Source organism: Parvularcula maris (assembly GCF_024505085.1).
GTDB lineage: Bacteria > Pseudomonadota > Alphaproteobacteria > Caulobacterales > Parvularculaceae > Parvularcula > Parvularcula maris.
On the sequence record NZ_JANIBC010000002.1, the window covers coordinates 446,326 to 471,075 of the forward strand.

A 24,750-nucleotide genomic window follows, 5' to 3' on the forward strand; every position below is an offset into this window, starting at 1 on the left:
CTCAACCCGTTGATGGACCGCTTCATCGAGCCTCTGGCGGCTGGACCCATGGAGCAGTTCGAGATCGTGCCGATTTTCGGCCTCGACTTCGCCGAAGCCATCGACCTCAGCTTCACCAATGCCAGCCTGTGGATGCTCATCACCGTGGGCACGGCGCTTCTCTTCTTCACCTTCGCCACCCGTCAGTCCAAGCTGATCCCCGGCTCGGTCCAGTCCATGGGCGAGGTCACCTACGAGTTCGTCGCCAACATGGTGCGCGACACGATGGGCGAGGAGGGGCGCGGCTTCTTCCCCTTCGTCTTCACGCTCTTCATCTTCGTCTTCCTGTGCAACTTCCTCGGCCTCCTGCCCTCCATTCCGGGCTCGCCGACCAGCGTGCACACCTTCACGCCCACGAGCCACATCATCGTCACCTTCACCCTGGCGATCCTGTCGGTGGGCCTCGTGGTGGTCTACGGCGTGTTCAAGCACGGCTTCGGCTTCCTCAAGCTCTTCGCGCCGTCCGGCGTGCCGCTCTGGCTCCTGCCGCTGATCACGCCGATCGAGATCGTCTCGTTCCTGTCGCGCCCGGTCAGCCTCGCCGTCAGGCTTTTCGCCAACATGCTGGCCGGCCACGTGGTGCTCAAGGTCTTCGCCGGCTTCGTCGGCACGCTCCTGACCGCGGGCGGCGTCCTGTCCATCCTCTCCGTGATCCCGCTCCTCGGCATCATCGGGGTGTTCCTTCTGGAGTTCCTGGTGGCGTTCCTCCAGGCCTTCGTCTTCGCCATCCTCACCTGCATCTACCTGCAGGACGCGCTTCACCCGAGCCACTAGGCCGAGCGCTCAACCCTTTCCACCAAACCGCAAACCAACGACTATCTAAGGAGACCATCATGGACGCGGAAGCAGCAAAATATATCGGCGCGGGCCTTGCGGTCCTTCCCCTGTTCGGTGTCGGCATCGGCCTCGGCATCCTGTTCGGCAACTTCATGCAGGGCGCCTTCCGCAACCCGTCGGCCACGTCGGGCCTGACCGGCAACTTCTTCATCGCCTTCGCGCTGACCGAAGCGACGGGCCTCTTCGCCCTCGTCATCGCGTTCCTGATTCTCTTCTCCTAAGATGATCAGGCAGCTCATGGCGGGCGCTGCCGCAGCGCCCCTGCTGCTCGGATCCGCCATGGCCGCAGCCGCTCCAGCCGACGTCGCCGACGCGGCCGGGGTGGAGGCGGAAGGCGGGCTGCCGCAGCTCAACACCGAAACCTATGCCAGCCAGGTCTTCTGGCTGCTGATCGCGTTCCTCATCCTCTACCTTCTGATGTCGCGGATCTTCCTTCCCCGCATCGGCGGCGTGATCGAGGAGCGGCGCCAGCGCATCGCCGACGACTTCGACAAGGCGTCGGAGTTCAAGCGCCAGGCCGAGGACGCCGAGGCCACCTACCGCCAGGCCCTCGCCGATGCGAAGGCCCGCGCGGCCTCGATCGCCCAGGACACGCGCGACCAGATCGACGAGGAGATCAAGTCGATGCAGGCCGACACTGATGCGAAGCTCGAAGCCGAGATCGCCGCGGCCGAAGCCCGCATCGAGGAGACCTCCGCCAAGGCCCAGATGGCCGTGCGCGAAGCCGCGCGTGAGACCACCCGCGCCGTGGTCATGACGTTGATCGACGAGCAGCCGAGCGACGACGCCATCGACGCGGCCCTCAACGCCGCAGCCGGGAGCCGCGTATGATGTTCATCGTTCAGGACGAGGACGTGGTCCGCGAGGCGGGCAAGGAGCTGACCGAGGACGACGGCAGCCGCGAGGCCTATGAGGGCGCGCCGGACTATCCCGGCGAGCACTCTTCGGTCCTTGAGGACACCAATCTCTGGGTCCTGGTCGGCTTTCTGATCGTGCTCGGCATCCTGGTCAGCCAGGGCGTCTTCAAGAAGCTCGGCGGCATGCTGTCAGGCCGTGCCGACACGATCCGCAGCCAGCTCGACGAGGCGCGCTCTCTGCGCGAAGAGGCCCAGCGCCTTCTCGCCGACTACCAGAAGCGCCAGCGCGAAGCGGAAGGCGAGGCCGAGGAAATCATCTCCCAGGCCAAGGCCGATGCGAAGATCATGGCCGCCGACGCCCGCACCAAGCTCGAAGAGCAGGTGGCGCGCCGCACCCAGGCCGCCCACGACCGCATCGCCCGCGCCGAGGCGCAGGCGCTGGCCGATGTCAGGGCGCAGACGGCGGACCTCGCCATCGACGCGGCCCGTGAGATCATTCGCGCCCGCACCGACGGCTCCGCCCAGAAGGCCCTTCTGGACCGCTCGATCGCAGAAGTTCGCGGCAAATTGAATTAACCTGAGGCGACATTTTGGTTAGAGACCCCGTTCGTTCCCAAAAGAACAACGGGGTTTTTTATGCGCCTACTCACATCCGCCTTGATCGGCACCGCCTCGCTGGCCCTGATGGCCTGCGCCTCCACCGACAGCAATGACAGCTTCGCCGACAAGCTCGACGCCATCGAGGACACTTGGCGCGAAGGTCAGTCCGACGTGAAAAAAGGCCAGGAGATGATCGAGGAGGGCAATGACAAGCTCGCCTCCAACCGCAAGCGCCGCGAGCGCGAGATGCGCGGCGCCGAGGAAGGCGAGGAGCGTATCGCCAATCTGCGCGTCCAGATCGCCCAAGCCGCTGCCGGCTCTGAAAGCTCGGCCCGGATCGAAGAGATGTCCGACAAGCTCAACAACCTTCAGAAGAAGGTGAAGGAGCACAAGGAAGAGACCGAGGATGCCGAGGTCGACATCCGTGACGCTCAGAAGAAAATCTCTCGCGGCGAGAGCCTGGTCGCCCGCGGCGAAGCCGCCAAGCGTGATGCCGAAGCCCGCTACCGCGCAGATACGGGCCGCCCGCTGAGCGAGACCCTGGGTGAGAGCCGCTAAAGCGGTTCGCCGCCGAACCGGTTCACCGGTTGGGCAGTTCGCGAAGTGCTTTTCTGAAAACTTGGAACCGGTCGCCCCTTGGCGGCCGGTTTTTTGTTGGCGTTTGTATTATTTGCAAACGTAAGCGCTGCTACTTCCTCCCCCTCAGCCTACCGGCAGCTCCCCCTCGGGGAGGGGGAGCGACATAGAGAACAGGCGGTGGTGCTGCTTCCCTCCCCCACGAGTGGGGGAGGTGCCCGAAGGGCGGAGGGGGCCACCTTCGTTCATAAAATGAACAAACACCCTTTTTCGTAGCTATTCCTTCGTCGCGCCCGCGTGCCGTCCCGTTCGGCTGAGCCGAACCGCCGCGCTGACGACCTGCGCACCGAGGAGCGCCGTCAACGGGATGCCTCCGGCCACGGCCATGGCCCGCGTCGTCGTCTGTCCGCCCTCGGACAGGATCGCGGCGAGGGTCAGAAGCGAGAGCACCGCGCCGAACAGAAGCCTTCCCCGCAAGGAGGGGTCGGTGGTCTGCTCGGCGAACATCGCGATCACATAAGCGCCGCTATCGGCGGAGGTCACGAGGAAGAACGAGACCAGCAGCACGGTGACGATCTGCATGAGGACCGAGAACGGGAACGCTTCGAGGAGGGTGTAGGTCGCCAGGGGGGCGGTTGCGAAGTCCGCCACCCCCAGATCCATGCCCCCCTCCTGCAGGCCAAGGGCAGCGCCGCCCAGAACGGCGAACCAGAGAAGAGTCAGAAGGGACGGAGCGCCCACGGCGGCGAGGACGAAGGCGCGAAGGCTCCGCCCCCTGCTGATCCGCACCAGGAACACGCCGACGAAGGGCGTCCAGGCCACCCACCACAGAAAATAGACCAGCGACCAGGCATCGGTCCACGCCCTCGCCTCCCCCGCCGCCCGCAAGGTGACGGAGAGACCGGGTATGTCGGTGACGTAGCCCGCGGCGCTCTCCCAAAGTGCAGCCGCCACGTCACCGGCAGGCGCGACGATCAGCAGGAAGAGGAGAAGCACTCCTGCCAGCACCATGTTTACGTTGGAGAGGAGCGCAATGCCGCGCCGCAGTCCCAGCGCCGCCGAGGTGAGGAACGCGGCGCTGAGAAGCAGGAGAAAGCCGAGCTGCACACTCGGCCCCGCCTCGAGCCCCGGCACGATCACCCCGACACCGGCCGATACCTGGAAGGCCCCCTGCCCCAGCGATGCGACCAGGCCGAAGACCACGGCGAGGAGCGCGATCAGATCGACGACCCTCGCGGCGGGCGCGGGCAGCCCGGGAAAAGCCGTGCTTGGTAGCGGCGGCTTTCCCGACTTGGCCGACAGAGCGATGGCGATGGTCGCCGCCGCGTAGATCGCCCAGGCATGAAGCCCCCAGTGGAACTGGGTGATGGCGAGGCTCCGCCGCCTCGCTTCGTCCGTCAGCGGCTCGATGCCCTCCCCCGGCGGGGGGCTCGCGAAATGGATGAGGGGCTCGGCTGCTCCCCAGAAGACGAGGCCTGCCCCCATCCCGGCGGCGAACATCATCGCGATCCAGGTCAGCATACGGAACTCGGGCACCTTGTCCGTCCCGCCGATCACCTGACGCCCCCAGGGCAGCATGCAGACTGCCGCGCAGAAGAGAAGGCAGAGATTGGCGAGCAGCAGCGTCCAGCCGCCGAACACGGAGAGAAAGAAGCTGGCGATGCGGGTCAGAAGCTCGGCGAACCCGCTGGGGATGAGGACCGCCAGAAGCGTCGCCCCGCAAAGGGCAAGCGCAACACCCCTGCCGCGGCCGGGGATCATCCGCTTTTCCGCAGAAGAACGAAGGTCACACCGGCAAGGCCCAGCGCCAACCCGTACCAGGTGAGCGCATAGCCGAGATGGGCGTTGCGGAACTCGAGCCGGGTCGTGCCGCCTAGGGGCAGCTCGGTGGGCAGCGTGCTGTCGATGGCGAAGGGGAGGACGGCGTCCTTCCTCCCCGGTGCCAGCTCATCCGCCAGCACCTCGATGCTCCTGGTAAAGAGGAGATTGCTGCCGGCGTCTGGCGCGACGGCTGCGCTCAACCCACGCTCGGGGCCGTAGTTCCTGACGAGGCCGGTGAAGGCCTCGGCGTCGGGCAGCTCGTAGCTCTCCGCCCACTGATCCTGCGGCACGAAACCGCGATTGACGAGAAGAATGCGCCCCTCCGGCTCGTCCAAGGTCATGGCCTGGAACACATAGGCCCCCGCCCGCCCCTCCCAGGTGCCGAAGACATGGGCGACGTCGGGGCTCTCGAACCCGCCGACCGCGCTGACGGGCAGGTACTCCGTATCTTCCCCCGCCTCGGCCCGTCCGAGCGCTTCGGCGATGGAGACAGGCGCAGCGTCCACCCGCGCTTCGGCCTTGGCGATCAGGTCCTCCTTCCACTGAAGACGCTGCACCTGCCAGGTGCCGAGCGTCAGCAGGACCAGAATGGCCGCGCCGGAGAGGGTGAGAAGGAGGGGTTTGGAGGAGAGCGTCACGACGACCGCCCCTCGCCGGCATTGTACTTGTACTGAAGGCCGATCATCAGGCCCTTGGCCGGGCGCAGGGCGGCCAGCATGGCGCCGAAGGTGGCAAGGATCGAGACGAGCGCGACCGCACCCGCCGGCAGGCCGAGGGCGATGCATATCCCAGCCACCAGGACGGCGACCACGCCGCCGAGCAGCGTCAGGAAGAAGGCGGGGCCGTCGCCGGAATCAGCGAAACCAAGGTCCAGACCACAGGCGAGGCAGGAGGGTTTGACCTTGAGCCAGCCCTCGAAGAGCGCCCCCTGCCCGCAGCGGGGACAGCGCCCGGAGGCGGCAGCACCGACCGGGTCCGTGCTGCCGTGATAGGCGCTCACCGGTCCGCTTAGCTCAGGAGGCCCTGATTGCCGAGGACGTAGATGGCGGCGAAGAGGAACAGCCAGACCACGTCCACGAAGTGCCAGTACCATGCCGCCGATTCGAAGCCGAAATGGCGCTGACGGGTGAACTGGCCGCGCAGGCCCCGGATCATGCAGACAGCCAGGAAGATCGTGCCGACGAAGACGTGGAAGCCGTGGAAGCCCGTCGCCATGAAGAAGCTCGAGCCGTAGATCGAGCCGTTGTTAAAGGCGAACATGTTGCCGGCCAGCGCCTCGTAGTACTCGACCACCTGGAACACGGAGAAGATCGCGCCGAGGAACACCGTGGCGATCATGCCCCATTTGAAACCCGAGCGGTCGCCGACCTGAAGCGCGTGGTGTGCCCAGGTCACGGTGGTGCCCGACAGCAGCAGGATCAGCGTGTTGACCAGGGGAAGCTGCCAGGGGTTGAGGGGCTCGACACCGCGCGGCGGCCACTCGCCGTTCAGGGCCAGCGCCTTGGCGTCGTTCTGCAAGGTGGCTGGCAGGCCTTCGGCGTTCAGAAGAGGCGTGCCGTCGGAGAGGAGGATCGCCTCGCCCCCGCCGGGGAAAAGCGCCGCGGCGAAGAAGGCCCAGAACCAGGCGACGAAGAACATCACCTCGGAGAGGATGAACAGCACCACGCCGTAGCGCAGGCCGATGCGCACCACGGTGGAGGTGTTCTCGCCGGTCAGCGATTCCTTGACCACGTCGCGCCACCAGCCGAACATCGAGAACAGCACGCCGCCGAGCCCGGCGATGAACAGCCACGGGCCGGACATGCCGAAGAGCTTGATCTCCGAGTAGCGCCACACCACCGCGCCCAGCATCATCAGCGTTGCGGCAACGGATGCCACCAGGGGCCAGGGGCTTGGGTTGACGAGGTGGTAGTCGTGTTTGACGTCGGCGGCCATCTTGCACTCTTGGGTTGGAGGTTTGCCGCCTGTTATCGCCCAAGCCCCGTGAAGGCAACGTGACTTTCTGGGCTTTTGCTTCGCCCGAGCTCCTGCACAGTTTGGACAGAGCTAAGCGACTATCGCTCCGTCATCTCGGGGCGGCGTAGCCGAGCCCAAGATCCAGAATCGAAGCAGTTGGTAGGGAGGCGCACTCCTCAAAACCTTCCGCCCGATTCTGGATTCCGGGCTCACCCTTCGGGTGCCCCGGAATGACGATAAGCCTCAAGCCGGCTGCGGCGCCGCCCCGATCGGCTCCTCACCGCCCCCGCGGGAGAGTTTCGCGGCGGCTTGGCGAAGGGCGTCCTTCCTGGTGGGGAGGATGTTCTGCGGCTTGATCAAGGCGATCAGGCCCAGTCCGTCGAGCTTCTGGCGCACGGGCTCCGCCATGTTGCACAGATAGACGTGCCGGTTCTCGCCCTCCGCATCCTCGATGATCGAGCGGATGGCGAAGGCGGCCGAAACGTCGAGGGTGGGCATCTGGGCGAAGTCGAGGATCAGCACCTCCTGCCCACCCAGGGTCTGGCGCACCTGGTGGGCGAGGTCGGCGGCCGCGCCGAAGCTGAGCGGTCCGTTGAACTCGAAGATGCGCACCCGGCCCTTGGCCTGCTCGTAGAGTTGGCGCTCCTCCTCGTCGAGGTCGGTGAGGCGCTCCTCGCCCAGGGCTGCAAGCTGGTCCTTGGCGATGTTGTGGACGTAACCGAGGGCAGCCAGGAACACGCCGATACCCACGGCAGCGATCAGATCGACGAAGACCGTCACGGCCAGGACGACCGCCATCAGCACGAGGTCCCAGCGCGGCCCCTTATGGGCCTTCAGGATATAGGCGACGTCGATGATGTCCCAGCCCACCTTGATCAGGATGCCCGCCAGAACGGCATGGGGGATCTCGGCGGCCAGCGGAGTCAGCGCCAGCACCACGGCGAGAAGGACCAGACCGTGGATCATGCCCGAGAGGCGGGTCACGCCGCCGGTCCTGATATTGACCATGGTCCGCATGGTAGCGCCCGCGCCGGGAATGGCGCCGAAGAGACCGGCGATACCGTTGCCGATGCCCTGGCCGATCAGCTCCTTGTTCGAGTCGTGCCGGGTGCGGGTGGCGTTGTCGGCCACGAGGCTGGTGAGCAGGCTATCGATGGCCCCGAGGAGGGCCAGGATGATCGCCGCCTCCAGCACCAGGAACGCCACGCCCCGGTCGAACTGCGGCAGCACGAAGGGCGGCAGCCGGTCGGCGAAGCTGTCGAAGGTGGGCAGCACCTCGGCGAGCTTGGGCACGCCCTCGAAGGGCAGGCCGATGAGCGTTCCGATGATCAGCGCCGCAAGCGCGCCAGGGATGAAGCGGCCAATATTCTTCGGCCAGAAGAAGACGATCAGAAGCGACAGAAGCGCGATGCCCGTGGCGATCAGATTGGGGTTCGCTATAGCGCCGGGGATCGCCTGGATCGCGGCGATCACCCCGCCCCGGTCGGGCTCGGATCCGAAGATGCGGCTCGCCTGAAGAAGGATGATGATGACCCCGATCCCCGACATGAAGCCTGAGATGACGGGGTAGGGCACCAGGCGGATATACTGGCCCACCCGGAAGACGCCGAAGAGGATCTGCAGGATCCCCGCCAGCACCACAGCCGTAAAGATGATGCCCGAGACCTCGGCGAAGCTGGCCGAGCGCTCCAGGGTCAGCTCGCCGACAAGGCCTGCGAAGACCACCACCATTGGCCCCGTCGGCCCGGTGATCTGGGTGTTGGTGCCGCCGAAGGCCGCCGCAAAGAAGCCGGTGATGATGGCGCCCCAGAGCCCCGCGATGGGGCCGGCGCCCGACGCCTCACCGAAGGCGAGGGCGAGCGGAAGCGCGACGATCCCGGCGGTGAGGCCGCCGAAGAGATCGCCTTTTAGATGCTTGAACGTGATCAATGGGAGTGCCCCTCATGAGCATGGGCGGCCTGCATCCGCTCCATGTGGTAGGCGATGCGGTCGTGGTAGCGCTTGGAGACCTTCTCGAACTCGCGGGTCTCGTCGTTATAGGCCAGCACCTCGCCGGTCCTGATGTCGTAGACCCATCCGTGCAGGTGCAGCTTTCCCGCCGCCAGCTTGGCCGCGACCTGGGGGTGGGTCCGCAGGTGCTGGAGCTGCAGGAGGACGTTCTCCTTCAGGAGCTCCTGCATCCGCTCCTCCTCGGTCCAGTTAGCGCCCTTCTCTTCCACGATGGAGACCGCAGCCGAAGCGTAGGACAGCCACCTCTTGGTGTGGGGCAGCTTCTCGAGGGCATCGAGGTTCATCGCGCCCTTCATGGCGCCGCACTCGGTGTGGCCGCAGACGACGATGTGGGGAACGCCCAGGGCGCCGATGGCGAACTCGATCGAAGCGGTCATGCCGCCGGTTTCGGTGGTGTGGGGAGGCACGATGTTCCCTGCGTTCCGGCAGATGAAAAGCTCGCCCGGCGCAGTCTGGGTCATCAGGCTCGGGTCGATCCGGCTGTCCGAGCAGGTAATGAACAGGGCTTCGGGATGCTGTCCCGTGGCGAGCTGTTCGAAGAGCGCCTTCTTCTGGGGGAAGACTTCGTTTTGAAACTTGACGACCCCGGCAACGATACTGGGCATGATGACTCCTTTTATCCGCGCAGCTCGTTCCGCCGCGCGTTTGGTCACACCTACGGGGTTTCGTTCGAAAACCTAAGCGCCGCCTACAGTTTGGACGCGGCATCCTTGAGGGCAGTCATCAGACCCTGTTCGATGACCGGGTGGTAGATAGGGTATCCAGAGAGCTCCTTGACCCCCAGCCCCGCCTCGATCCCCCAGGCCAGAAGGTGGCCGAGATGCTCGGCATCGGGGGCGATCATCTCGGCGCCGAGCAGCTTGCCCGAGGGCTTTTCGGCGTAGAGGCGGATGAGCCCGAGGGCGCGGTCGTCGATCTTGGCGCGGCCCTGGTCGTGGAAGGAGGCGCAGCCGATCGCCAGGTCTCTTCGGTCTTTGAGCTCGCGGAAGGTCTTACCCACCGACGCCATGCTCGGCTCGGTGAAGGCGATGCGCATGGGGGTCTGCGGTTTGACACCGGGCATGTCCGGCCAGGCGCCCGCATTGGCCCCCGCCGCCTCGCCGCTCCGCTCGGCAACGGGGATGGTCATCTCGCCGTCATCGGCGTCGCCCGCGATGAAGACCGGCATGTCCTCATCGCCCTTGCAGCGCCGCGTGACTGGACAGAACTCGGGCACGCCCTTCTCGGAGATGATGCAGCCCGACTCCTCCAGGCAGAGGTCGTCCAGTGCCGCCTCCCGGCCGGTGGCCACGAGCACGTAGTCGAAACGCTCTTCCCTCGTTCCGCCATCCGTCTTCAGCTCCAGGCGGAAGACATCTCCGTCCCAGCCCATCTCGCCGAACTCCGCGTCGGCGTCGATCACCAGGTTCTCGGACATGATGGAGAGCGCCTCGTCCGACACGTCTTCGTCCGAGAGGAACCCCACCTTGCCGCCCTTCGAGTAGCAGTGCACCTCGACGCCGAGATGGGCGAGGGCGGTGGCGATCTCGGCGCCGATCACGCCGGCGCCGAAGACGACCATCTTCTTGGGCAGCTCCTCCAGCTCGAAAATGTCCTCGACGAGGGCGAATCGTCCTCCCGTCCCCTCGCGAATCGGATCGGGCACGACGGGGCGGGAGCCGGTGGCGATGACGATCCGCTCGGCCTCGATGACATCGTTCCCCACCTTGAGCCGGCCCGGCGATTGGAACCGGGCCGCGCCGCAGAGCCAGTGTTCGTCGGGAATCTCGTTGATGGACTGGAGGGTGCTTTCGACGAAGTCGTCGCGCAGGCGGCGGAGACGGCTGAACATCTTCGCGGCGTCCACGGTGACCTCGCCCGGCCGGACCCCGAACTTGGCGGCGGACGCCATGGTCCGGGCCTGTTTGGCGGCGGCGATCAGGAGCTTGGAGGGCATGCACCCCACCCTCGCGCAGGTGGTGCCCAGGGGGCCTTTGTCGATCAGGACGATGCTACCCGTGTACTCTCGGGCGGCCCGGTACGCTGCCAGCCCCGCCGTACCTGCGCCGATCACGGCCAGATCGAAGGTACGCATGAATTGCTCCCGTTCTAATAGAACAGACCAACAACCGGGCAGCGGCCACAGTTGCCTTAAGGAGCGTTTATGTCCTAAAAGATTTTCCGCCGGAAATCAGCGACTTAACCTACTTTACGGGGCCGTTTTCTCGATGGCGACCCGCAGCACGGGCGGGCAGCGGCGCTTCACCTTGCGCAGCGCACCATCGACCTGGCTGAAGCGGCAGCGAAGCTTGCGCACCACGATCTGCACGGGCCTGAAATAGGGAGCGAGGAACAGAAGACCGAAGGCGATCATCAGGAGCCCGACCGGGATGGGCATCGGGAACAACACGATCCCGAAAACGACCAGCACACTGCCCGTGACCTTGTGCAGCAGCGTCAGAAGACTAGCGGTCAGTGCGCCCATACGTCCTTCCTTCTCCCCGGTGCGATCCCGTAACAAACTACACAGGCTCTCGCAATGCTAAACTAGGAGCGATCAGCAGCTTATGAAGGCACCTTACGGCTTTTTCCTCTGCGGCTTAAGGGCTGTTGGCGCCGCCGGGGGACCCTGCCATAGCAGATCATGGCCTACCGATCCCTCCGCGACTTCATCGACAAGCTAGAGGCCGAAGGCGAGCTTCTGCGCGTCTCCGAGCCCGTCTCCACCCATCTCGAGATGACCGCCTTTCACCGTGAGACCCTGCGCCGCGGGGGGCCTGCGATCCTGTTCGAGAACGTGGTGAACGAGGCTGGGGAAAAATCGGACATGCCGGTGCTGGTGAACCTCTTCGGCACCGTGCGCCGGGTGGCCATGGCGGTGACCTTCGGCGGCAAGGAGCGGCGCACCGGGGAGGAGCTGCGCGAGGTGGGCGAGACCCTGGCCTTCCTGCGCCAGCCCGAGCCGCCCCAGGGTCTCAAGGACGCCATGGAGCTCTTTCCGCTTGCGAAACAAGTCTTGGCCATGCGCCCCTCTTCGGTGAAGCGCGCGCCGTGCCAGGAGGTGGTGCTGACCGGCGACGACATCGATCTTCACAAGCTGCCCATCCAGACCTGCTGGCCGGGCGAGCCCGCGCCGCTGATCACCTGGCCGCTCATCGTCACCAAGGGGCCGTCGGACAGGCGCGAGGACGCCTTCAACCTCGGCATCTACCGGATGCAGCGCCTTTCCAGGAACAAGACCATCATGCGCTGGCTCAAGCACCGGGGCGGGGCGCAGCACCACCACCGGTGGAAGGGGGAGAAGAGCGAGCCCCTGCCCGCCGCCGCCGTCCTGGGCGCCGATCCGGGAACGATTCTCGCCGCCGTGACGCCGGTGCCCGACACCCTGTCGGAGTACCAGTTCGCAGGCCTCTTACGCGGCAAGAAGGCCGAGCTCGTGGACTGCAAGACGGTCCCGCTGAAAGTCCCCGCAGAGGCGGAGATCGTCCTCGAAGGCCATGTCAGCCTCGACGAGTACGCCGATGAGGGCCCCTACGGCGACCATACGGGCTACTACAACTCGGTGGAGAAGTTCCCGGTCTTCACTGTCACCGCCATCACCATGCGGCGCGAGCCGATCTACCTCTCCACCTTCACCGGCAGGCCGCCTGACGAGCCCTCGGTGCTCGGCGAGGCGCTGAACGAGGTCTTCATCCCCCTCCTCCAGCAGCAGTTCCCTGAGATCACCGATTTCTGGCTGCCGCCCGAGGGCTGCTCCTACAGGATCGCCGTCATCTCCATGAAGAAGGCCTATGCCGGCCACGCCAAGCGGGTCATGCTCGGCGCCTGGAGCTACCTCCGCCAGTTCATGTACACCAAATGGGTGATCGTCGTGGACGACGACATCGACGCGCGGTCCTGGGAGGATGTCTGGTGGGCGGTCTCCACCAAGATGGACCCGGCGCGGGACATGACCGTGCTCGAGAACACCCCCATCGACTATCTCGACTTCGCCTCGCCGGTTTCAGGCCTGGGATCGAAGGTGGGTCTCGACGCCACCGACAAGTGGGAGGGCGAGACTCACCGGGAGTGGGGAGAGGTTCTGACCATGGACCAGGGGGTCGAGGAGCGGATGCACGCGCTCCTCGACCGCTTGACGCAAACGTCAGGTGCTGCAGACTAACAGTTCCACTAGGGTTGGGCAGTACCTTTGCGTGGCGGATCAGGGCGCTACGTCTTGAGGGCACAGTCTGGACGGTGAATTTGGGCAGAGGCAGCACCTTTTGGATCGGTCTTATGGCCGCGTTCAGCCTCGCCGCTTGCGGCGGCGGAGGCGGCTCCAGCACGCCCCAGCCCCCGGCTCGCAGTCCTGCCCCCGCGCCCTCCCCGCCGCCGCCATCTCCTCCGCCCCCTCCCCCCGCCGAGACCTTCGTCATCACCGGGCAGGGCTTCGCCGACCCCAAGCTTGTGGCGGACAGCGACACCAACTACGCCGGAGGCGGCGGCAGCGGCCTCAGCAACAACTCGCCCGGCACGGCCCAGGCGATCAGCAGCGAGGCGGAGATCAGGGGCTGGATCTACTGCAACGGCGTCGCCAACCCAGGCGGCTGCCAGGCCGGCTCGGACGAGGAGGATTTCTACCGCGCCGAGCTGAAGGCGGGGCAGCGCATCTCGCTCGAGATTGCCGATTTCGACCCCGACCGCACCAACCAGCTCGACCTCGATCTCTATCTTTACGACGATGGGGGGGAGCTCGTGACCTTCTCCTACGCCTTCGCCTCGAAGATCGAGCAGATCATCGTGCCCCAGGACGGCAGCTACTTCATCCGCGCCAACGCGTTTGCAGGGCGGTCGAACTACATCCTCACCGTCTCCCCGCCCGCGACGACGGGTCCGCCCTCGCAGAGTGCGGTCAGGCTCGATACCATGGCAGCCGATCGTCTGACGGTCCTGCGTGACGAAGCGCTCTCCCTCTCCCCCCGCCTGCGACGGGCCGACCGCTCTGCGCTGAACGCGGCGCGGGGCCGTAAGGGCGGAGCGAGGCAACTCTACCTCGACCCGGCGGAGCGAGGAGAAGCTGACGATAGCGAGCGGATCGTCTCCACCCGATATCTCACCGAAGCGCGCCGAAAGGCTTTGGGAGCCGAGGGCCTGCGCCGCTACGAGGCCAAGCTGGCCCTCCTGCGCGAGGTCAAGACCGCCAACACAGCCGCCCAGCGTGAGGTGCTTCAGACCTACGCTTATCCGAGGCTCCACTCCGTGGACCCGCCGCCCAACCCCGACCTTCAGTGGAACCTCGGTGCGGTGCGCTGGCAGCAGGCCCTGGAGGAGATCGAGCTGCGCGAGCCCGGCGGGGTCCGGCGCCCGCTGATCGCCGTTCTCGACAGCGGCGTCCTGTCCTCGCACCCCAAGATCGCGCCCGTTCTCGTGGACGCTCGGGATTTCGTGCCGGACTTCATCGACGGCGACGACTTCGATGCGGAGGCCGAGGAGATCGTCGACCTCAACGATGCCGATAACGACGAGTGCTTCAGCTATCACGGCACCCATGTGGCCTCGATCGCCACGGCCCCTCGCGAGGGCGGCCCGATCAACGGCACCGACATGGTCGGCGGTGCCCCCTTCGCCGATCTGATGATGCTCAAGCTCGGCTACAGCATCGGTGAGCAGTGCGGGCTCATCGTGGGCGACGTACCGGCGGCGATCCGATACGCCGCAGGGCTCCCCAACGTCTCGGGTGAGCTGCCGCCGCGCCGCGCCGACGTCATCAACATGTCCTTCGGCGGTGACGGACCCGACGCCGCCACCAGGCAGGCCATCGCCGAAGCGGTGGCGGCAGGGGTGATCGTCGTGGCCTCCGGCGGCAATGACGGCGACCAGCCCAACGCGACCGATCCGAACTACCCCGCAGCCCTCCCCGACGTCATCGCCGTCGCGGCGACCGATTTCAGCGACAACCGCGCACCCTACTCCTCCTTCTACCCGCAGATCGAGCTTGCGGCCCCCGGCGGTGACAACCGCAACGACAGCAACACGGACGGACGCAGCGATGGGATTATCGGCGCCATCGGACGGGTCAACAACGCCCGCACCTCGGTGCTCCCCCGCTTCGGCCTCTACCAGGGCACCTCCATGGCCTCGCCCATGGCAGCGGCGGGCTTCGCTCTGATGAAGGCGGTCTATCCCGAACTGACCTCGGAACAGGCGCACCGCCTGATCGAGGAGGGGCTCCTCACCGACGACATCGGCGCGCCGGGGCGGGACAACGGGACCGGTTTCGGCCTCGTCAACTACGAGAAGATGGTGGAGACCGCCTTCGCCCTGCGCGACGGGACGCTGAACCTCCGCCCGAGCTTCAGGGCCGAGCCCGCCGCCATCGACTTCGGCAATATCGGCACGGAAGTGGTGCTCACCATCAGCCGCCTGGGCGAGCCCAGCTTCTCGATCACCAATGTGGTGGTCGAGCTTCTCACCCCTTCGGCTCCGGTCGGACCGGCGGCGCCGATCAGTGTCGATGCCCAGGGCTTCGGCACCTACGCCGTGCAGGTCGATCGCCAGGGGCTCGAGGCCGGCTCCTATACCGGTACGGTGTTCATCGAGACCAGCGACGGGCAGAGCAAGACCGTTCCCATCGCGTTCGAGGTCGCCGCCTCCAGTCTCGAAGCCGAAACCGACACGGCCCGCGTTCAGCTTCAGCTCCTCGAAGAGGGCGGCGGCTTCCGCACCGTGCAGAGCTTCAGCTTCGGCGGGGCGGGGCAGTACTTCGATATCTTGGATGTGGAAGCGGGCACCTACCGCCTCCTCTTCAGCACCGATATGGACGGCGACCTGGGCGTCTGCGATCCCGGCGAGCTTGGCGGCACCTTCCCCGGCGGGCCTTGCGATTCGCCAGAGACCTTCGTCGTGCCAGCCGAAACGTCCGAGGCGCTGGAGCTCGTCCTGCAGCGCGCGCCCGAGTAAACCTCAGCCGTTCAAACTGTGCCGCTGGAAGTCCTTGCACGTTAAGGGCTGCGCGCCATACTCCTCATCAGTAGCGGCGGCGCAGGAGTGCGAAGAGCGTGGACGGGTTCGACCATCCCCTAACGGCAGACGTCAGGACGGAAGCCGCGCCCGAGCGCGAGCCGCTCTTCCGCCTGGAGGACGCCCGGCGCTACGCCACCGACCCGATCATCTGGCTGAGCGCCCTGGGTCTCGCCGTCTTCGCGCTGGATTTCATCCTTCACGAGGCCTGCGGCGCGACGGAGGATTTCTGCGCGGCGCCCGGCCGGACGGTGCTGAGCGGCGTGGTCCTTATGCATCTGGTCCTGGGCGGGCTCGCGCTTCGGGCAGCCTTCTCGCGCTACTTCCTCCTGCCGACCCAGCTTCTCGCCATCGTCGTCGCAGCGTTGCCGCTGGCTCATTTCCTGGCGGCAGACCATGATGGACGGGCCGCCGAGATGGTTCTGCCCCCGCCCACCGACCTCTCCTCCATCGAGCTGGCCCTGGCCGAGGCCACGGCGCAGACCCTGCTGCTCGAGGACCGGATCGCCGAGCTCGATGCCGAGCGTGCCCGGCTCGCCATGCCCGGCACCCCCCTCCCCTCGATCGAGGACGTGCGCGAGATCGCTGCCGAGGAGGCGGCCCGCATCGCCGCCGAGGAGGAAGCCGCCCTGAACGAGCGCCTGGTCACCACCGAAGCGGAAATGATCGAGGCCATCGAAGCGCGCCAGCGCCGCAGCGCCGCCCTCGCCAGTGTCGGCCAGCGCATCGCCGCGGCAGGCCCTCTCCTGCGCCCCACCGGCGAGGAAGGCCCGCCCCCGCTGCCCGCCGAGATCGCCGAGGTGGCCGACCGCATGGCTCTCTCCGAAGCGGACCGGCGCAGGCTCGCCACCGATGGCGACGCCCGCACCTGCATCTCGACCAGGCTTGCCGAGCGCGGTCCCCTGGCCGCCCTCAACCAGCGCCTCAATCCCGATCGCCTGGCAAGCTACCTTGCCGTATGTTTCGACGAGTGAGCGAAACCCTCTTTCAGTTCGCCGTGTCAGCAGGGGGACGATGTCGCCCAGAACCCAGGAGCCGATCCTTGCTTCGTTCTCTTTGGCTGTTTGCCTTCGCCCTTCTCGCCGCGTCCTGCGCGGGGGGTTCCGATGCCGGGCGTGAGGCGGCCAGGGGCGGGGTCGCCGGGGCCGCGCCGCCTGCGAAGCCGGTCAGCGAAGCCGCCACCGCCAGCGCATCAGCGGAGCCGAGCGACCTCGACTGCATGGCCATGGCCCTCTACCACGAGGCCAGGGGCGAGGGGGACGCGGCGATGGAGGCGGTGGCCCATGTCATCCGCAACCGGAAGGATGATGACGGCTTCCCCTCGACCGTCTGCGGCGTGGTGAGGCAGGGGGGCGAGACCCCGCCCTGCCAGTTCAGCTTCTGGTGCGACGGGCGCTCCGATGTCGCCCGCAACAAACGCGCCTATACGAGGGCCGAGGCGGCGGCGCGGCGGGTGCTGAGTGGTCAGTCCGCCGACCCGACGGAGGGCGCGCTCTACTTCCACGCCGAAAGGGTGAGCCCGAGCTGGGCGTCATCCTTCCGCGAGACCCACCGCTCCGGCGGGCATATCTTCTTGGCCGAGTAGCCGCCGCAGTCGAGCGTAACCTCGCGCTCCGTCCTGGCGAACAGCTTTTCGTCAGCCCCACGGAGTGTCCCATGCGCCTTGTCTCCCCCACCGTCCACGGTGTGATCGACTACCTCGCAGCCGCGGCCCTGATCCTAGGCCCGCTTCTCCTCTTTCCGTCCGCCACCCCGGACTACGCGGTGATGATCCCGATCGCGGCAGGCGTCGCCCTCATCGCCTATAGTCTCATCACGGACTACGTGCCGAGCGTCAGACGGATCATCCCCTTCCCCGTCCACCTCGCCATCGACCTCACCGCGGGCGCGGTGTTCGTGGTGCTCGCCTTCTTCGGCGGCCTCTTCGGCCTAGTGCAGCTCTTCTACTTGGTGATGGGCGTCGCCGTCATGGCCGTGGTCCTGACCACGAGCCAGGAGAGCGACGAGACCTTCGCACAGTACACGGCCGAGTAGCCGGTACCGAACCCCATACCGGCTGAGCTTCCCTTCAACACTCAGCCGGACCACAGGACCAACGGGCAGCTCCCTCCTCCGCCCGTTGGTCTTGTTTCGCGTATGAGGAGTGCTTCGTCCGCACCAGCACGAAAAGCCGCCCGTGGGCGGTTGTTCGGTTAGCCCCTACCGAAGGGGCGCTGGAGCGGACGGCTTGCCGTCGCATCTCAGTAATCGTTTGTGCGCGAGGCGCACCGTCCGCTCCCGGCGTGGCTGCGAGAGGCCGGCCGCGGGAGGGGGGTCTGGGTCACCTCACATGGCGGTCAGCGCTTCAAGCTCTCGCTGCGTGTTTCTTACGGCCGAGGGCAGCACCTACCCGCTGCCCTTAGGCGCTCTGCCTACGGATGGACTGCGGAATGCAGCCGCCGAGACGAGCCTACCTTACGGGCCTCCCTGGGGCGTCACCCCAGGAGCCACACGCACACACCGTCCCTCCCCCAGGTCGCGTGACGTCCGGACCGCCCCTTCGAGGGGGGAGGAAAGCATGGCCGGAGCATAAGGGACGCGAGCTTCACGGGGATAAGTTGCCGGTGGCCGCCGCCATCAGGCCGGAGAGCCGGTCGAAGCCATCCCTGTTCCGGCGCTTGCGATGCTTGCGAAGCTCCTGTTTGCGCTTGAGGCGGAGCATGGCGAGCTTCTCGGCTTCCTGCGCGAGCTGGCGGCGCTCGAGGGGCGAGAGGCGGGTTCTGGTCTTTCTGGGCATGGGGGGAGTTTGCGGGGGATGGAGCGGGAGGGGATAAGTGACTGCGTCAGAGCTCATCCCCGTCATCCCGGAAAGCGCGTAAGCGCTTATCCGGGACCCATGGACCAAAGCTCTCAGGCTACGCAGTCGTTCCTCGTGAAATCAATCTCAGGCCATGGGTCCCGGATAAACCTTCGGTTTTCCGGGATGACGGCTAGAGCGGACCGAGTTCGAAGAAGAGGTCCCGCCATTCGGGATTCTGTTCCTCGATCAGCTCCAGCTTCCAGGACCGGCGCCAGCGTTTGAGGCGCTTCTCCAAGGTGATCGCCGACTCCATCCGTTCGTGCACATCGTACCAGACGAGGCGTTTGACACGGTGACGCTCCGTGAACCCCTCGATGGCGCCCTCGCGATGCTCCCATACCCTCTTCGCCAGGTTCGAGGTCACGCCGGTATAGAGCGTGCCGTTCTTGTGGCTGGCGAGGATATAGACCGTGGGCCGCATGAGCGGAACGTAGAGTGAACATAGTGGAGCGCAACTCTCTTCAGCAGCGTCATCCCGGAACCCGAAGGGTATCCGGGGCCCATGAACCCGATGGGTCGGTGAACCACCCCCTCCGTCATCCCGGCCGTAGCCCGTAGGGCGAAGAGCCGGGACCCACGGATCACGGGCGATGGTACGAAAAACGGTTGAGCTGCGTGAGCCCGTCGGTCCATGGGTCCCGGATAAGGGCTACGCCCTTTCCGGGATGACGGGGGAGAGGAGCGGTCCGCAAGAGCAACGCCGGACGGCGGATCACCTGCGGTGTTCCGCCCTGCGCCGCCCGTTCATCCGTAGGCTGCATGAAAGCGAAGCTGGACTGCACCACCCACGGGCGGGAGAGGTGCATTCCAGCTTCGCTTTCATGCACCGTACGCTGGCTAGCTAGCTCCGAGTGCCGTATACGGGTTAACCTCTCTTTTCCAGTGGCCGTTCGTCTTTGACGACCCGCCCAGGCGGGGGCTTGAGTTCGGACGTACTGGTAGGAGGACGCGGATTACTATTGCTGGAAGGCAGATTACGCGGGGGATTTTCTTGGTTAGACACGTGGCATCTCCATTGCGACTAAGATTGCATCAATAACTCCCACTAGATACAGTATAGCCACGGGCGCCGATAGGATCAACAGATCCCTTCTAAAATCATCGAGCTTATTGCTCCGTTTTTCGTTCAAAATAGCATTCTTGGCCGCGCACCGTATAAATTCTTTTATCAACTGGTGTGAGTAGTTTGCCAACGCAACAGAGCCATCTATTGCAATATTTTTGTTGCTATAGTTTTGCTCATATTGTTGTTCCCATGCGTCCATAGTCGCTATTTCGTCATATTTGTTCCCTGATACAATTCTCCATAAGCGAAAAGACAGCCAAACAATTAGACAACAGCATATGCTGAAAGCTGCGATTTTCGTTGCCAATGCCCAGCGAGCTAAGCTGTCTACATCAGCCATCCCCCCGAAAGTTGAAGCTACCAAGACTACAAATAAAGAGGTCGGTGGCGCGAACTGCCGATGCAGGACAGCTTTTCTTTTTAGTTCAAACTCATATTGATCCTTGTAGAATTCAAAACGGTCCAAGCCTACCCCCGCATCTTCTCAAACTGAGCCCACACGCCCTCGGTTCCGTGCCAGGCGCCCTTCGTCGCGCCCTTGGAATACTCCGTGGCCCGCGCTTCGAAGAAGTTGGCGTGCTCGACGCCGTTGAGCATCTCGCGGAGCCAGGGGAGGGGGTGTTTCTCGACGCCGTAGACGCGCGGAAGGCCGAGCTGCTCTAGGCGCCAGTCGGCGATGTGGCGGATATAGGATTTGATGTCGTCGGGCGTCATGCCCGGGATGTCGCCTGCCTCGAAGGCGAGGTCGATGAAACGGTCCTCGAGGCCCACCACCGTCTTGCAGCAGTCGACGATGTCGTCGGCCACGGCCTTGGTCAAACAGTTCGTCTCCTGAGCGAAGGTGTGGAAGAGCTTGATCATGCCCTCGCAGTGGAGGCTCTCGTCGCGGATCGACCAGGTGACGATCTGGCCCATGCCCTTCATCTTGTTCTGGCGCGGGAAGTTCATCAGCATGGCGAAGGACGCGAAAAGCTGGAGACCTTCCGTGAACGCACCGAACATGGCCACGGTGCGCGCCACATCGGCCTCGGTCTCGACGCCGAACTGGCCCATATAGTCGTGCTTGTCCGCCATCTCCTTGTAGTCGAGGAAGGCGGAGAACTCGCTCTCGGGCATGCCGATCGTCTCTAGCAGGAGGGCGTAGGCGGCGACGTGGATCGTCTCCATGTTGGAGAAGGCCGCCAGCATCATCTTCACCTCGACGGGTTTGAAGACACGGGCGTAGCGCTCCATGTAGTTGTCGTTCACCTCGACATCGGACTGGGTGAAGAAGCGGAAGATCTGCGTGAGGAGGTTCCGCTCGCCGTCCGAGAGCGCCCGCGCCCAGTCCTTGCAGTCCTCACCCAGGGGCACCTCCTCGGGCATCCAGTGGACCTGCTGCTGCTTCTTCCAGTACTCATAGGCCCAGGGGTAGCGGTGGGGCTTGTAGCCCTTGGACGGGATCAGAAGGCCGGGGGTGTTGCCGTTGGGGTCTAAGGCGTCGAACATTGAAGGTCTCCTGATCGGTGGCGCCCAGGCGGCTTAGCGTGAGTCGCGGGGGCGAGGGTTAACTCTACCATATCTTGTGGCGGGAACACTTCCCACCCCTGTTTGTCCACAAGATGGAGGCGGCTTGCTGTCGCAGCGCCTGTCCCTTACGGCTACGGCCCATGAAGATGATCAAGCTGACCAAGACCAACGATGTGACGATCGCGCTCAACCCCCGCTACATCATCGAGCTCACCTCCAAGGGCGAGAAGGGCTGCGACGTGTCCATCGCCCAGAGGAGCGATCTCGGCGCGAGCGGCGTCCTGCGGGTGAAGGAGAGCTTCGAAGAGGTCCTTCAGCTCGTCGAGCGGGCCTGACGAGACCCAAGATGAGCCTTGGCAAGATCATCCTCTACGCCATGGGCTTGGGCATTCTGGTGGGGCTGATCGTCAGCAAGGTGGCGCCCGACCTCCCTGCCTCGCTGATCGGCATGGTGGTGACCATCTTCGCCACGGTGGCGGCGGGACGGCTCCAGCCCCCTCCCCCTAGGCGGTAGGCTTATCTTGGGTTAGGCTGTCCCCATGGGGATGATCAGGGCGATGGCCGCACTTGCCGCGGCGCTACCGGCAGCAGCAGCGGCGCAGGAAATGGTGGCGGACGATCCGCGCGCCACCTGGACGATCGCGGTCGAGAACGACGGCTATTTCGGCGACGACGACAACTACACGAGCGGCCTGCGCATCGGCTATCTGAGCGGCAACCGGAAGAGCGACGCCTTCGGGCGGTTCTTCGCGCGGCGGCTCCTGCGGGTCGATCCGGCCAGCGAGGGTGTGAAGCTGCGCCGGGGTTTCGCCCTCGCCCAGGAGATCTACACACCCGAGGACCTCGACACGCCGGAGTTCCTGCCCGACCAGCACCCCTATGCAGGCTACCTTTACGGCGAGCTGACCTCGCTGGTAGAGCGGCCCAACCGGGTGGACCTCCTCTCGGTGCAGCTTGGCGTGGTGGGGCCGAGCGCGCTGGGCCAGGAGGGTCAGGACTTCGTCCATAACATCACGGGACGGGAGCTCGCCCAAGGCTGGGACAACCAGATCGAGGACAGCGTCGGGCTGAACCTAACCTATGATCGGCAGCGGCGGTTCTTTCACCTCGGCAACCGCAACGCTTTCGGCCTCGATTGCGTGGGCAATCTAGGCCTCAGCGGGGGCACGGTGAAGACCGCCGCCCGGATCGGCGGAAACCTGCGCTTCGGTGAGAACCTCGGCACCAGCTTCGGCCCGCCCAGGGTGCGCCCCGCCCATGCAGGCTCCGGCTTCTTCGTCCCCCAGGACAAGCGCTCTTGGTACATCTTCGCAGGCGGCCAGGTGGAGGCGGTGGCCCACAACATCTTCCTCGACAACTCGCTGTTCCGCGACAGCGGGCCGGATGTGGGCTCGAACACCATCGTGGCGGACTTCCAGGCGGGCACGGCCATTCAGCTAGGCCGAGCGCAGATCGCCTTCACCTATATCCTCCGTACGCCTGAGTTCGAAGAGCAGGAAGGCAGCCAGCGCTTCGGGGCGTTCTCGATCGCGAAACGGTTTTGAGACTTAATATTTTGGCGCTACCGCTCGCTCGCGCTCGCTACTTGAGCGCTTCGTAGCCGGTTCGCCGTCAGGCGAAAGAAAAGGTCCGGCGGACCTTTTCTAGGCGGAGAAGGCCACGGCAGTGGCGCTTGACTTCGCTGCGCTTCGCTCGCGTTCTTCGCGGCAGTGTTAGTCTGCTGCTTCGCTCCCCCTCAGCCTGCCGGCAGCTCCCCCTCGAAGAGGGGGAGCGAGATAGAAGGCCAACGCTAGTTCTGCTTTCCTCCCCTACGTAGTGGGGGAGGTGCCCGAAGGGCGGAGGGGGCCAGCTACGTTTATTAAGATTTGCCCCCGTCATACCGGTTGTAGCGTAGCGAAGGTGGAGCCGCAAAGCGGATCGACGGACCCGTGGACTGACGGATCAAGCAGCCGCGACGGCTGGTCCGTGGGTCCCGGATAAGCCTGGCGGCTTTCCGGGATGACGGCAGAGAGGCTCGGCTACCCCTTCGGAAAAAGCCCCTGCAGGTTCTCGAGATAGGCCGCCCAGGCCCTTCTGCCCTCCTCGGTCAGGCTGGCGGAGGTGCGAGGTTTTCGGTTCTCGAAGCGCTTGTCGATCGCCACATAGCCTGCCTCCTCGAGCTTGCGCAGGGCCACGGAGAGGTTGCCGTTGGTGGCCTCCAGCGCCTCGGCCAGCTCGGTGAAGAGGGCCGAGCGGACGGAGCTCAGATAGGCCATCACCCCCAGGCGCAACCGCCCGTGGATGACATCGTCGACCTTGCCGGGATCGAAGCCGCCGCTCATGCCTCGTCCGGGGACGGCGCGGGCTCGCCGCGCAGCAGGATGAGGCCGGGGAGAAGGCCGACCAGGGTCACCGCCGCCGCACCGTAGAGGTAGAGCTCGGCCCGCCCGATCAGGGTCAGGCTGACCCCGGCGAGGATCAGGGAGAGAACGGAGACGAAGCGGAACCAGCCGATCTCCGCCGCCCTGCCCGTAACCGCGAAGGCGATGCCGTAGAGGACCAGGGCCACGGCCATGATGGTGTCCATCAGAAGAGCGTCCGCGGCCCCCAGGACCAGTGCCGCCAGCGCCCCCGCCACATAGGTCGAGATGGCGATGCCGACCATGCTCCACGTCTCCCGCGCGACCGTGTTGCCGAAGGACGCAGCCCCTGGCTTGGCCGGGAAGGTCCGGCGAAGGACCACCATCCCCAGGATGCCCACGATGCCGAATGCCAGCCAAAGGAAGCCGAGGGCCTCCCCGCCGAAGGGTGTCCGGCCCGAAGCGATCGCGTAGTGGCCGAGATAGGTGAGGGCGATCAGCCCGCCCCAGAACACCAGATACCTGCCGCTCAGCAGAGGCGCCTTGGTGCCTTTCTGGGCCAGCGCCCTCAGATAGGAGAGGTCCTGCTCGGTGGTCTCGGTCATCATGCCCCTCCCGCGGGATCGTTTTCGTCGGCGAAACGCCGCGGCAGAGGCCGCGGCGCTCGCTTCTTACCGTGCTCAGTAGCTCATGGTGAGGGTGATGTCCGCACCCCCCTCTCCCACGGTGATCCGCGCGTCGCCGAAGGTCGGCTCGCCCATGACGGGGGTGCCGCTGATGGCCCAGCCGTCCACCGGCATGCCCGCCTCGCTCATGTCGAACTGACCGTTGCCGTTGAAGTCGTGCCAGACGCTGACGGCATAGTCGCCGGGGGGCACGTCGAAGCTGAAGGCCATCGAGCCCGCCTCCACATCCTCGGTGATGGTCCCCGCCGTCCCGCGGTTCTGCATGTACTCGGCCTCGCTCTGAACCGAGATGTAGAGCTTGCCGCCCCGGTCCTCGACGCCCTCCAGGCTGACGGAGAGATCGGCGGCGCTCGCCATGCCGGCCATGGCCGCCAGGCTCGAAAGGGAAAGGATTGTCTTGCGGATCATCTGAAACCTCCTCGTGTCCACAACTAGTTTATGGTATAAACCTAATTGGATTACAAGGGGTCGGTGCGGTGAATGTTGGGGGCTCGCGATAAGCGCTGCCGAGGAGGCTGGGAATGCGCTTCGTTGAGCGATTTTGTTGTTTGCAGACAGACCGGAGGCGTGAGCGCTGCCTCCTCCCCCTCAGCCTGCCGGCAGCTCCCCCTCTAGAAAGGGAGCGAAGAAGGGGCGA

At 65.5% G+C, this 24,750-nt stretch carries 28 protein-coding genes; 13 read left to right on the forward strand and 15 right to left on the reverse strand.

What is annotated here, in order from left to right:
• Positions 1–12 precede the first annotated feature (12 nt).
• The 5 genes from NOG11_RS05400 to NOG11_RS05420 are packed head-to-tail and all read left to right on the forward strand — an operon-like array spanning position 13 to position 2,891.
• Positions 13–813, forward strand: a complete 801-nt coding sequence (locus NOG11_RS05400; protein ID WP_370468233.1) for a F0F1 ATP synthase subunit A — start codon at positions 13–15, stop codon at positions 811–813.
• A gap of 59 nt (positions 814–872) precedes the next feature.
• Complete coding sequence (locus tag NOG11_RS05405) at positions 873–1,097, forward strand: F0F1 ATP synthase subunit C (RefSeq protein ID WP_256618669.1); 225 nt, start codon at positions 873–875, stop codon at positions 1,095–1,097.
• A 1-nt stretch (position 1,098) separates the two neighbouring features.
• Positions 1,099–1,707, forward strand: a complete 609-nt coding sequence (locus NOG11_RS05410) for a F0F1 ATP synthase subunit B family protein (RefSeq protein WP_256618670.1) — start codon at positions 1,099–1,101, stop codon at positions 1,705–1,707.
• Entirely contained in the window at positions 1,704–2,309 is a 606-nt protein-coding gene (locus tag NOG11_RS05415; protein ID WP_256618671.1) for a F0F1 ATP synthase subunit B family protein, read from the forward strand. Before NOG11_RS05410 ends, NOG11_RS05415 begins: the two co-directional genes overlap by 4 nt.
• 60 nt (positions 2,310–2,369) lie before the next feature.
• Positions 2,370–2,891 carry a hypothetical protein gene (locus NOG11_RS05420; protein WP_256618672.1) on the forward strand — a complete coding sequence of 174 codons (522 nt, stop codon included), beginning with the start codon at positions 2,370–2,372 and terminating at the stop codon, positions 2,889–2,891.
• Between the two features lie 294 nt (positions 2,892–3,185).
• Here NOG11_RS05420 and NOG11_RS05425 read toward each other — a convergent pair whose 3' ends face one another.
• From NOG11_RS05425 to NOG11_RS05460, 8 genes are all read right to left on the reverse strand, one after another.
• On the reverse strand, positions 3,186–4,670 hold the full coding sequence (locus tag NOG11_RS05425) for a BCCT family transporter (protein WP_256618673.1): 1,485 nt from the start codon (positions 4,668–4,670) through the stop codon (positions 3,186–3,188).
• Positions 4,667–5,368: an SURF1 family protein gene (locus NOG11_RS05430; protein ID WP_256618674.1), complete on the reverse strand. Its 702-nt coding sequence runs from the start codon at positions 5,366–5,368 to the stop codon at positions 4,667–4,669. The genes NOG11_RS05425 and NOG11_RS05430 overlap by 4 nt, the downstream gene beginning before the upstream one ends.
• Positions 5,365–5,730: a DUF983 domain-containing protein gene (locus tag NOG11_RS05435; protein ID WP_256618675.1), complete on the reverse strand. Its 366-nt coding sequence runs from the start codon at positions 5,728–5,730 to the stop codon at positions 5,365–5,367. The genes NOG11_RS05430 and NOG11_RS05435 overlap by 4 nt, the downstream gene beginning before the upstream one ends.
• A gap of 8 nt (positions 5,731–5,738) precedes the next feature.
• A complete protein-coding gene (locus NOG11_RS05440) occupies positions 5,739–6,665 on the reverse strand; it encodes a cytochrome c oxidase subunit 3 (protein ID WP_256618676.1) in 927 nt (308 codons plus the stop codon).
• 264 nt (positions 6,666–6,929) lie between these two features.
• Positions 6,930–8,615, reverse strand: coding sequence for a SulP family inorganic anion transporter (locus tag NOG11_RS05445; RefSeq protein WP_256618677.1), 1,686 nt, complete (start codon positions 8,613–8,615; stop codon positions 6,930–6,932).
• On the reverse strand, positions 8,612–9,301 hold the full coding sequence (locus NOG11_RS05450; protein ID WP_256618678.1) for a carbonic anhydrase: 690 nt from the start codon (positions 9,299–9,301) through the stop codon (positions 8,612–8,614). Before NOG11_RS05450 ends, NOG11_RS05445 begins: the two co-directional genes overlap by 4 nt.
• Before the next feature lie 83 nt (positions 9,302–9,384).
• Positions 9,385–10,770: a dihydrolipoyl dehydrogenase gene (locus NOG11_RS05455; protein ID WP_256618679.1), complete on the reverse strand. Its 1,386-nt coding sequence runs from the start codon at positions 10,768–10,770 to the stop codon at positions 9,385–9,387.
• 114 nt (positions 10,771–10,884) lie between these two features.
• The gene (locus NOG11_RS05460; protein ID WP_256618680.1) at positions 10,885–11,160 is read right to left on the reverse strand and encodes a PGPGW domain-containing protein; all 276 of its coding nucleotides are present in this window, start codon (positions 11,158–11,160) and stop codon (positions 10,885–10,887) included.
• Positions 11,161–11,319: 159 nt separating this feature from the next.
• Between NOG11_RS05460 and NOG11_RS05465 the strand changes: the two genes are divergently transcribed.
• From NOG11_RS05465 to NOG11_RS05485, 5 genes are all read left to right on the forward strand, one after another.
• Positions 11,320–12,837 (forward strand): UbiD family decarboxylase, encoded by a 1,518-nt coding sequence (locus tag NOG11_RS05465; RefSeq protein ID WP_256618681.1) that lies wholly within the window; start codon positions 11,320–11,322, stop codon positions 12,835–12,837.
• Between the two features lie 113 nt (positions 12,838–12,950).
• Positions 12,951–15,614 carry a S8 family serine peptidase gene (locus NOG11_RS05470; protein WP_256618682.1) on the forward strand — a complete coding sequence of 888 codons (2,664 nt, stop codon included), beginning with the start codon at positions 12,951–12,953 and terminating at the stop codon, positions 15,612–15,614.
• A gap of 98 nt (positions 15,615–15,712) precedes the next feature.
• On the forward strand, positions 15,713–16,648 hold the full coding sequence (locus NOG11_RS05475) for a hypothetical protein (RefSeq protein ID WP_256618683.1): 936 nt from the start codon (positions 15,713–15,715) through the stop codon (positions 16,646–16,648).
• A 68-nt stretch (positions 16,649–16,716) separates the two neighbouring features.
• Complete coding sequence (locus NOG11_RS05480; protein WP_256618684.1) at positions 16,717–17,259, forward strand: cell wall hydrolase; 543 nt, start codon at positions 16,717–16,719, stop codon at positions 17,257–17,259.
• Positions 17,260–17,330: 71 nt separating this feature from the next.
• Positions 17,331–17,708 (forward strand): hypothetical protein, encoded by a 378-nt coding sequence (locus tag NOG11_RS05485; protein ID WP_256618685.1) that lies wholly within the window; start codon positions 17,331–17,333, stop codon positions 17,706–17,708.
• A gap of 550 nt (positions 17,709–18,258) precedes the next feature.
• On the opposite strand, the gene NOG11_RS05490 is transcribed toward NOG11_RS05485, so the two are convergent.
• From NOG11_RS05490 to NOG11_RS05505, 4 genes are all read right to left on the reverse strand, one after another.
• A complete protein-coding gene (locus NOG11_RS05490) occupies positions 18,259–18,450 on the reverse strand; it encodes a hypothetical protein (RefSeq protein WP_256618686.1) in 192 nt (63 codons plus the stop codon).
• Between the two features lie 193 nt (positions 18,451–18,643).
• The gene (locus tag NOG11_RS05495) at positions 18,644–18,934 is read right to left on the reverse strand and encodes a GIY-YIG nuclease family protein (RefSeq protein WP_256618687.1); all 291 of its coding nucleotides are present in this window, start codon (positions 18,932–18,934) and stop codon (positions 18,644–18,646) included.
• Between the two features lie 574 nt (positions 18,935–19,508).
• Entirely contained in the window at positions 19,509–20,045 is a 537-nt protein-coding gene (locus NOG11_RS05500) for a hypothetical protein (protein WP_256618688.1), read from the reverse strand.
• 2 nt (positions 20,046–20,047) lie between these two features.
• The gene (locus NOG11_RS05505) at positions 20,048–21,067 is read right to left on the reverse strand and encodes a ribonucleotide-diphosphate reductase subunit beta (RefSeq protein ID WP_256618689.1); all 1,020 of its coding nucleotides are present in this window, start codon (positions 21,065–21,067) and stop codon (positions 20,048–20,050) included.
• Between the two features lie 161 nt (positions 21,068–21,228).
• Between NOG11_RS05505 and NOG11_RS05510 the strand changes: the two genes are divergently transcribed.
• From NOG11_RS05510 to NOG11_RS05520, 3 genes are read left to right on the forward strand one after another with little or no spacing between them, the layout of a single operon-like run.
• Positions 21,229–21,423 (forward strand): hypothetical protein, encoded by a 195-nt coding sequence (locus NOG11_RS05510; protein WP_256618690.1) that lies wholly within the window; start codon positions 21,229–21,231, stop codon positions 21,421–21,423.
• An 11-nt stretch (positions 21,424–21,434) separates the two neighbouring features.
• Positions 21,435–21,602: a hypothetical protein gene (locus NOG11_RS05515; protein WP_256618691.1), complete on the forward strand. Its 168-nt coding sequence runs from the start codon at positions 21,435–21,437 to the stop codon at positions 21,600–21,602.
• 43 nt (positions 21,603–21,645) lie between these two features.
• On the forward strand, positions 21,646–22,632 hold the full coding sequence (locus tag NOG11_RS05520) for a lipid A deacylase LpxR family protein (RefSeq protein WP_256618692.1): 987 nt from the start codon (positions 21,646–21,648) through the stop codon (positions 22,630–22,632).
• 474 nt (positions 22,633–23,106) lie between these two features.
• Here NOG11_RS05520 and NOG11_RS05525 read toward each other — a convergent pair whose 3' ends face one another.
• From NOG11_RS05525 to NOG11_RS05535, 3 genes are all read right to left on the reverse strand, one after another.
• A complete protein-coding gene (locus tag NOG11_RS05525) occupies positions 23,107–23,409 on the reverse strand; it encodes a winged helix-turn-helix domain-containing protein (RefSeq protein ID WP_256618693.1) in 303 nt (100 codons plus the stop codon).
• Positions 23,406–24,032, reverse strand: coding sequence for a hypothetical protein (locus NOG11_RS05530; protein WP_256618694.1), 627 nt, complete (start codon positions 24,030–24,032; stop codon positions 23,406–23,408). The genes NOG11_RS05525 and NOG11_RS05530 overlap by 4 nt, the downstream gene beginning before the upstream one ends.
• Positions 24,033–24,107: 75 nt before the next feature.
• Positions 24,108–24,521 (reverse strand): DUF2141 domain-containing protein, encoded by a 414-nt coding sequence (locus NOG11_RS05535; RefSeq protein ID WP_256618695.1) that lies wholly within the window; start codon positions 24,519–24,521, stop codon positions 24,108–24,110.
• Between the last annotated feature and the right edge of the window lie 229 nt (positions 24,522–24,750).

Bases quoted from the DNA above. Each gene is read 5' to 3' on its own strand.
- NOG11_RS05470 (WP_256618682.1), top strand. From the start codon at position 12,951: ATGGCCGCGTTCAGCCTCGCCGCTTGCGGCGGCGGAGGCGGCTCCAGC.
- NOG11_RS05530 (WP_256618694.1), bottom strand. From the start codon at position 24,032: ATGACCGAGACCACCGAGCAGGACCTCTCCTATCTGAGGGCGCTGGCC.
- NOG11_RS05460 (WP_256618680.1), bottom strand. From the start codon at position 11,160: ATGGGCGCACTGACCGCTAGTCTTCTGACGCTGCTGCACAAGGTCACG.
- NOG11_RS05450 (WP_256618678.1), bottom strand. From the start codon at position 9,301: ATGCCCAGTATCGTTGCCGGGGTCGTCAAGTTTCAAAACGAAGTCTTC.
- NOG11_RS05520 (WP_256618692.1), top strand. From the start codon at position 21,646: ATGGCCGCACTTGCCGCGGCGCTACCGGCAGCAGCAGCGGCGCAGGAA.
- NOG11_RS05415 (WP_256618671.1), top strand. From the start codon at position 1,704: ATGATGTTCATCGTTCAGGACGAGGACGTGGTCCGCGAGGCGGGCAAG.
- NOG11_RS05525 (WP_256618693.1), bottom strand. From the start codon at position 23,409: ATGAGCGGCGGCTTCGATCCCGGCAAGGTCGACGATGTCATCCACGGG.
- NOG11_RS05425 (WP_256618673.1), bottom strand. From the start codon at position 4,670: ATGATCCCCGGCCGCGGCAGGGGTGTTGCGCTTGCCCTTTGCGGGGCG.
- NOG11_RS05510 (WP_256618690.1), top strand. From the start codon at position 21,229: ATGAAGATGATCAAGCTGACCAAGACCAACGATGTGACGATCGCGCTC.
- NOG11_RS05455 (WP_256618679.1), bottom strand. From the start codon at position 10,770: ATGCGTACCTTCGATCTGGCCGTGATCGGCGCAGGTACGGCGGGGCTG.
- NOG11_RS05485 (WP_256618685.1), top strand. From the start codon at position 17,331: ATGCGCCTTGTCTCCCCCACCGTCCACGGTGTGATCGACTACCTCGCA.
- NOG11_RS05400 (WP_370468233.1), top strand. From the start codon at position 13: ATGGACCGCTTCATCGAGCCTCTGGCGGCTGGACCCATGGAGCAGTTC.
- NOG11_RS05535 (WP_256618695.1), bottom strand. From the start codon at position 24,521: ATGATCCGCAAGACAATCCTTTCCCTTTCGAGCCTGGCGGCCATGGCC.
- NOG11_RS05420 (WP_256618672.1), top strand. From the start codon at position 2,370: ATGCGCCTACTCACATCCGCCTTGATCGGCACCGCCTCGCTGGCCCTG.
- NOG11_RS05440 (WP_256618676.1), bottom strand. From the start codon at position 6,665: ATGGCCGCCGACGTCAAACACGACTACCACCTCGTCAACCCAAGCCCC.
- NOG11_RS05465 (WP_256618681.1), top strand. From the start codon at position 11,320: ATGGCCTACCGATCCCTCCGCGACTTCATCGACAAGCTAGAGGCCGAA.
- NOG11_RS05505 (WP_256618689.1), bottom strand. From the start codon at position 21,067: ATGTTCGACGCCTTAGACCCCAACGGCAACACCCCCGGCCTTCTGATC.
- NOG11_RS05410 (WP_256618670.1), top strand. From the start codon at position 1,099: ATGATCAGGCAGCTCATGGCGGGCGCTGCCGCAGCGCCCCTGCTGCTC.
- NOG11_RS05490 (WP_256618686.1), bottom strand. From the start codon at position 18,450: ATGCCCAGAAAGACCAGAACCCGCCTCTCGCCCCTCGAGCGCCGCCAG.
- NOG11_RS05495 (WP_256618687.1), bottom strand. From the start codon at position 18,934: ATGCGGCCCACGGTCTATATCCTCGCCAGCCACAAGAACGGCACGCTC.
- NOG11_RS05515 (WP_256618691.1), top strand. From the start codon at position 21,435: ATGAGCCTTGGCAAGATCATCCTCTACGCCATGGGCTTGGGCATTCTG.
- NOG11_RS05405 (WP_256618669.1), top strand. From the start codon at position 873: ATGGACGCGGAAGCAGCAAAATATATCGGCGCGGGCCTTGCGGTCCTT.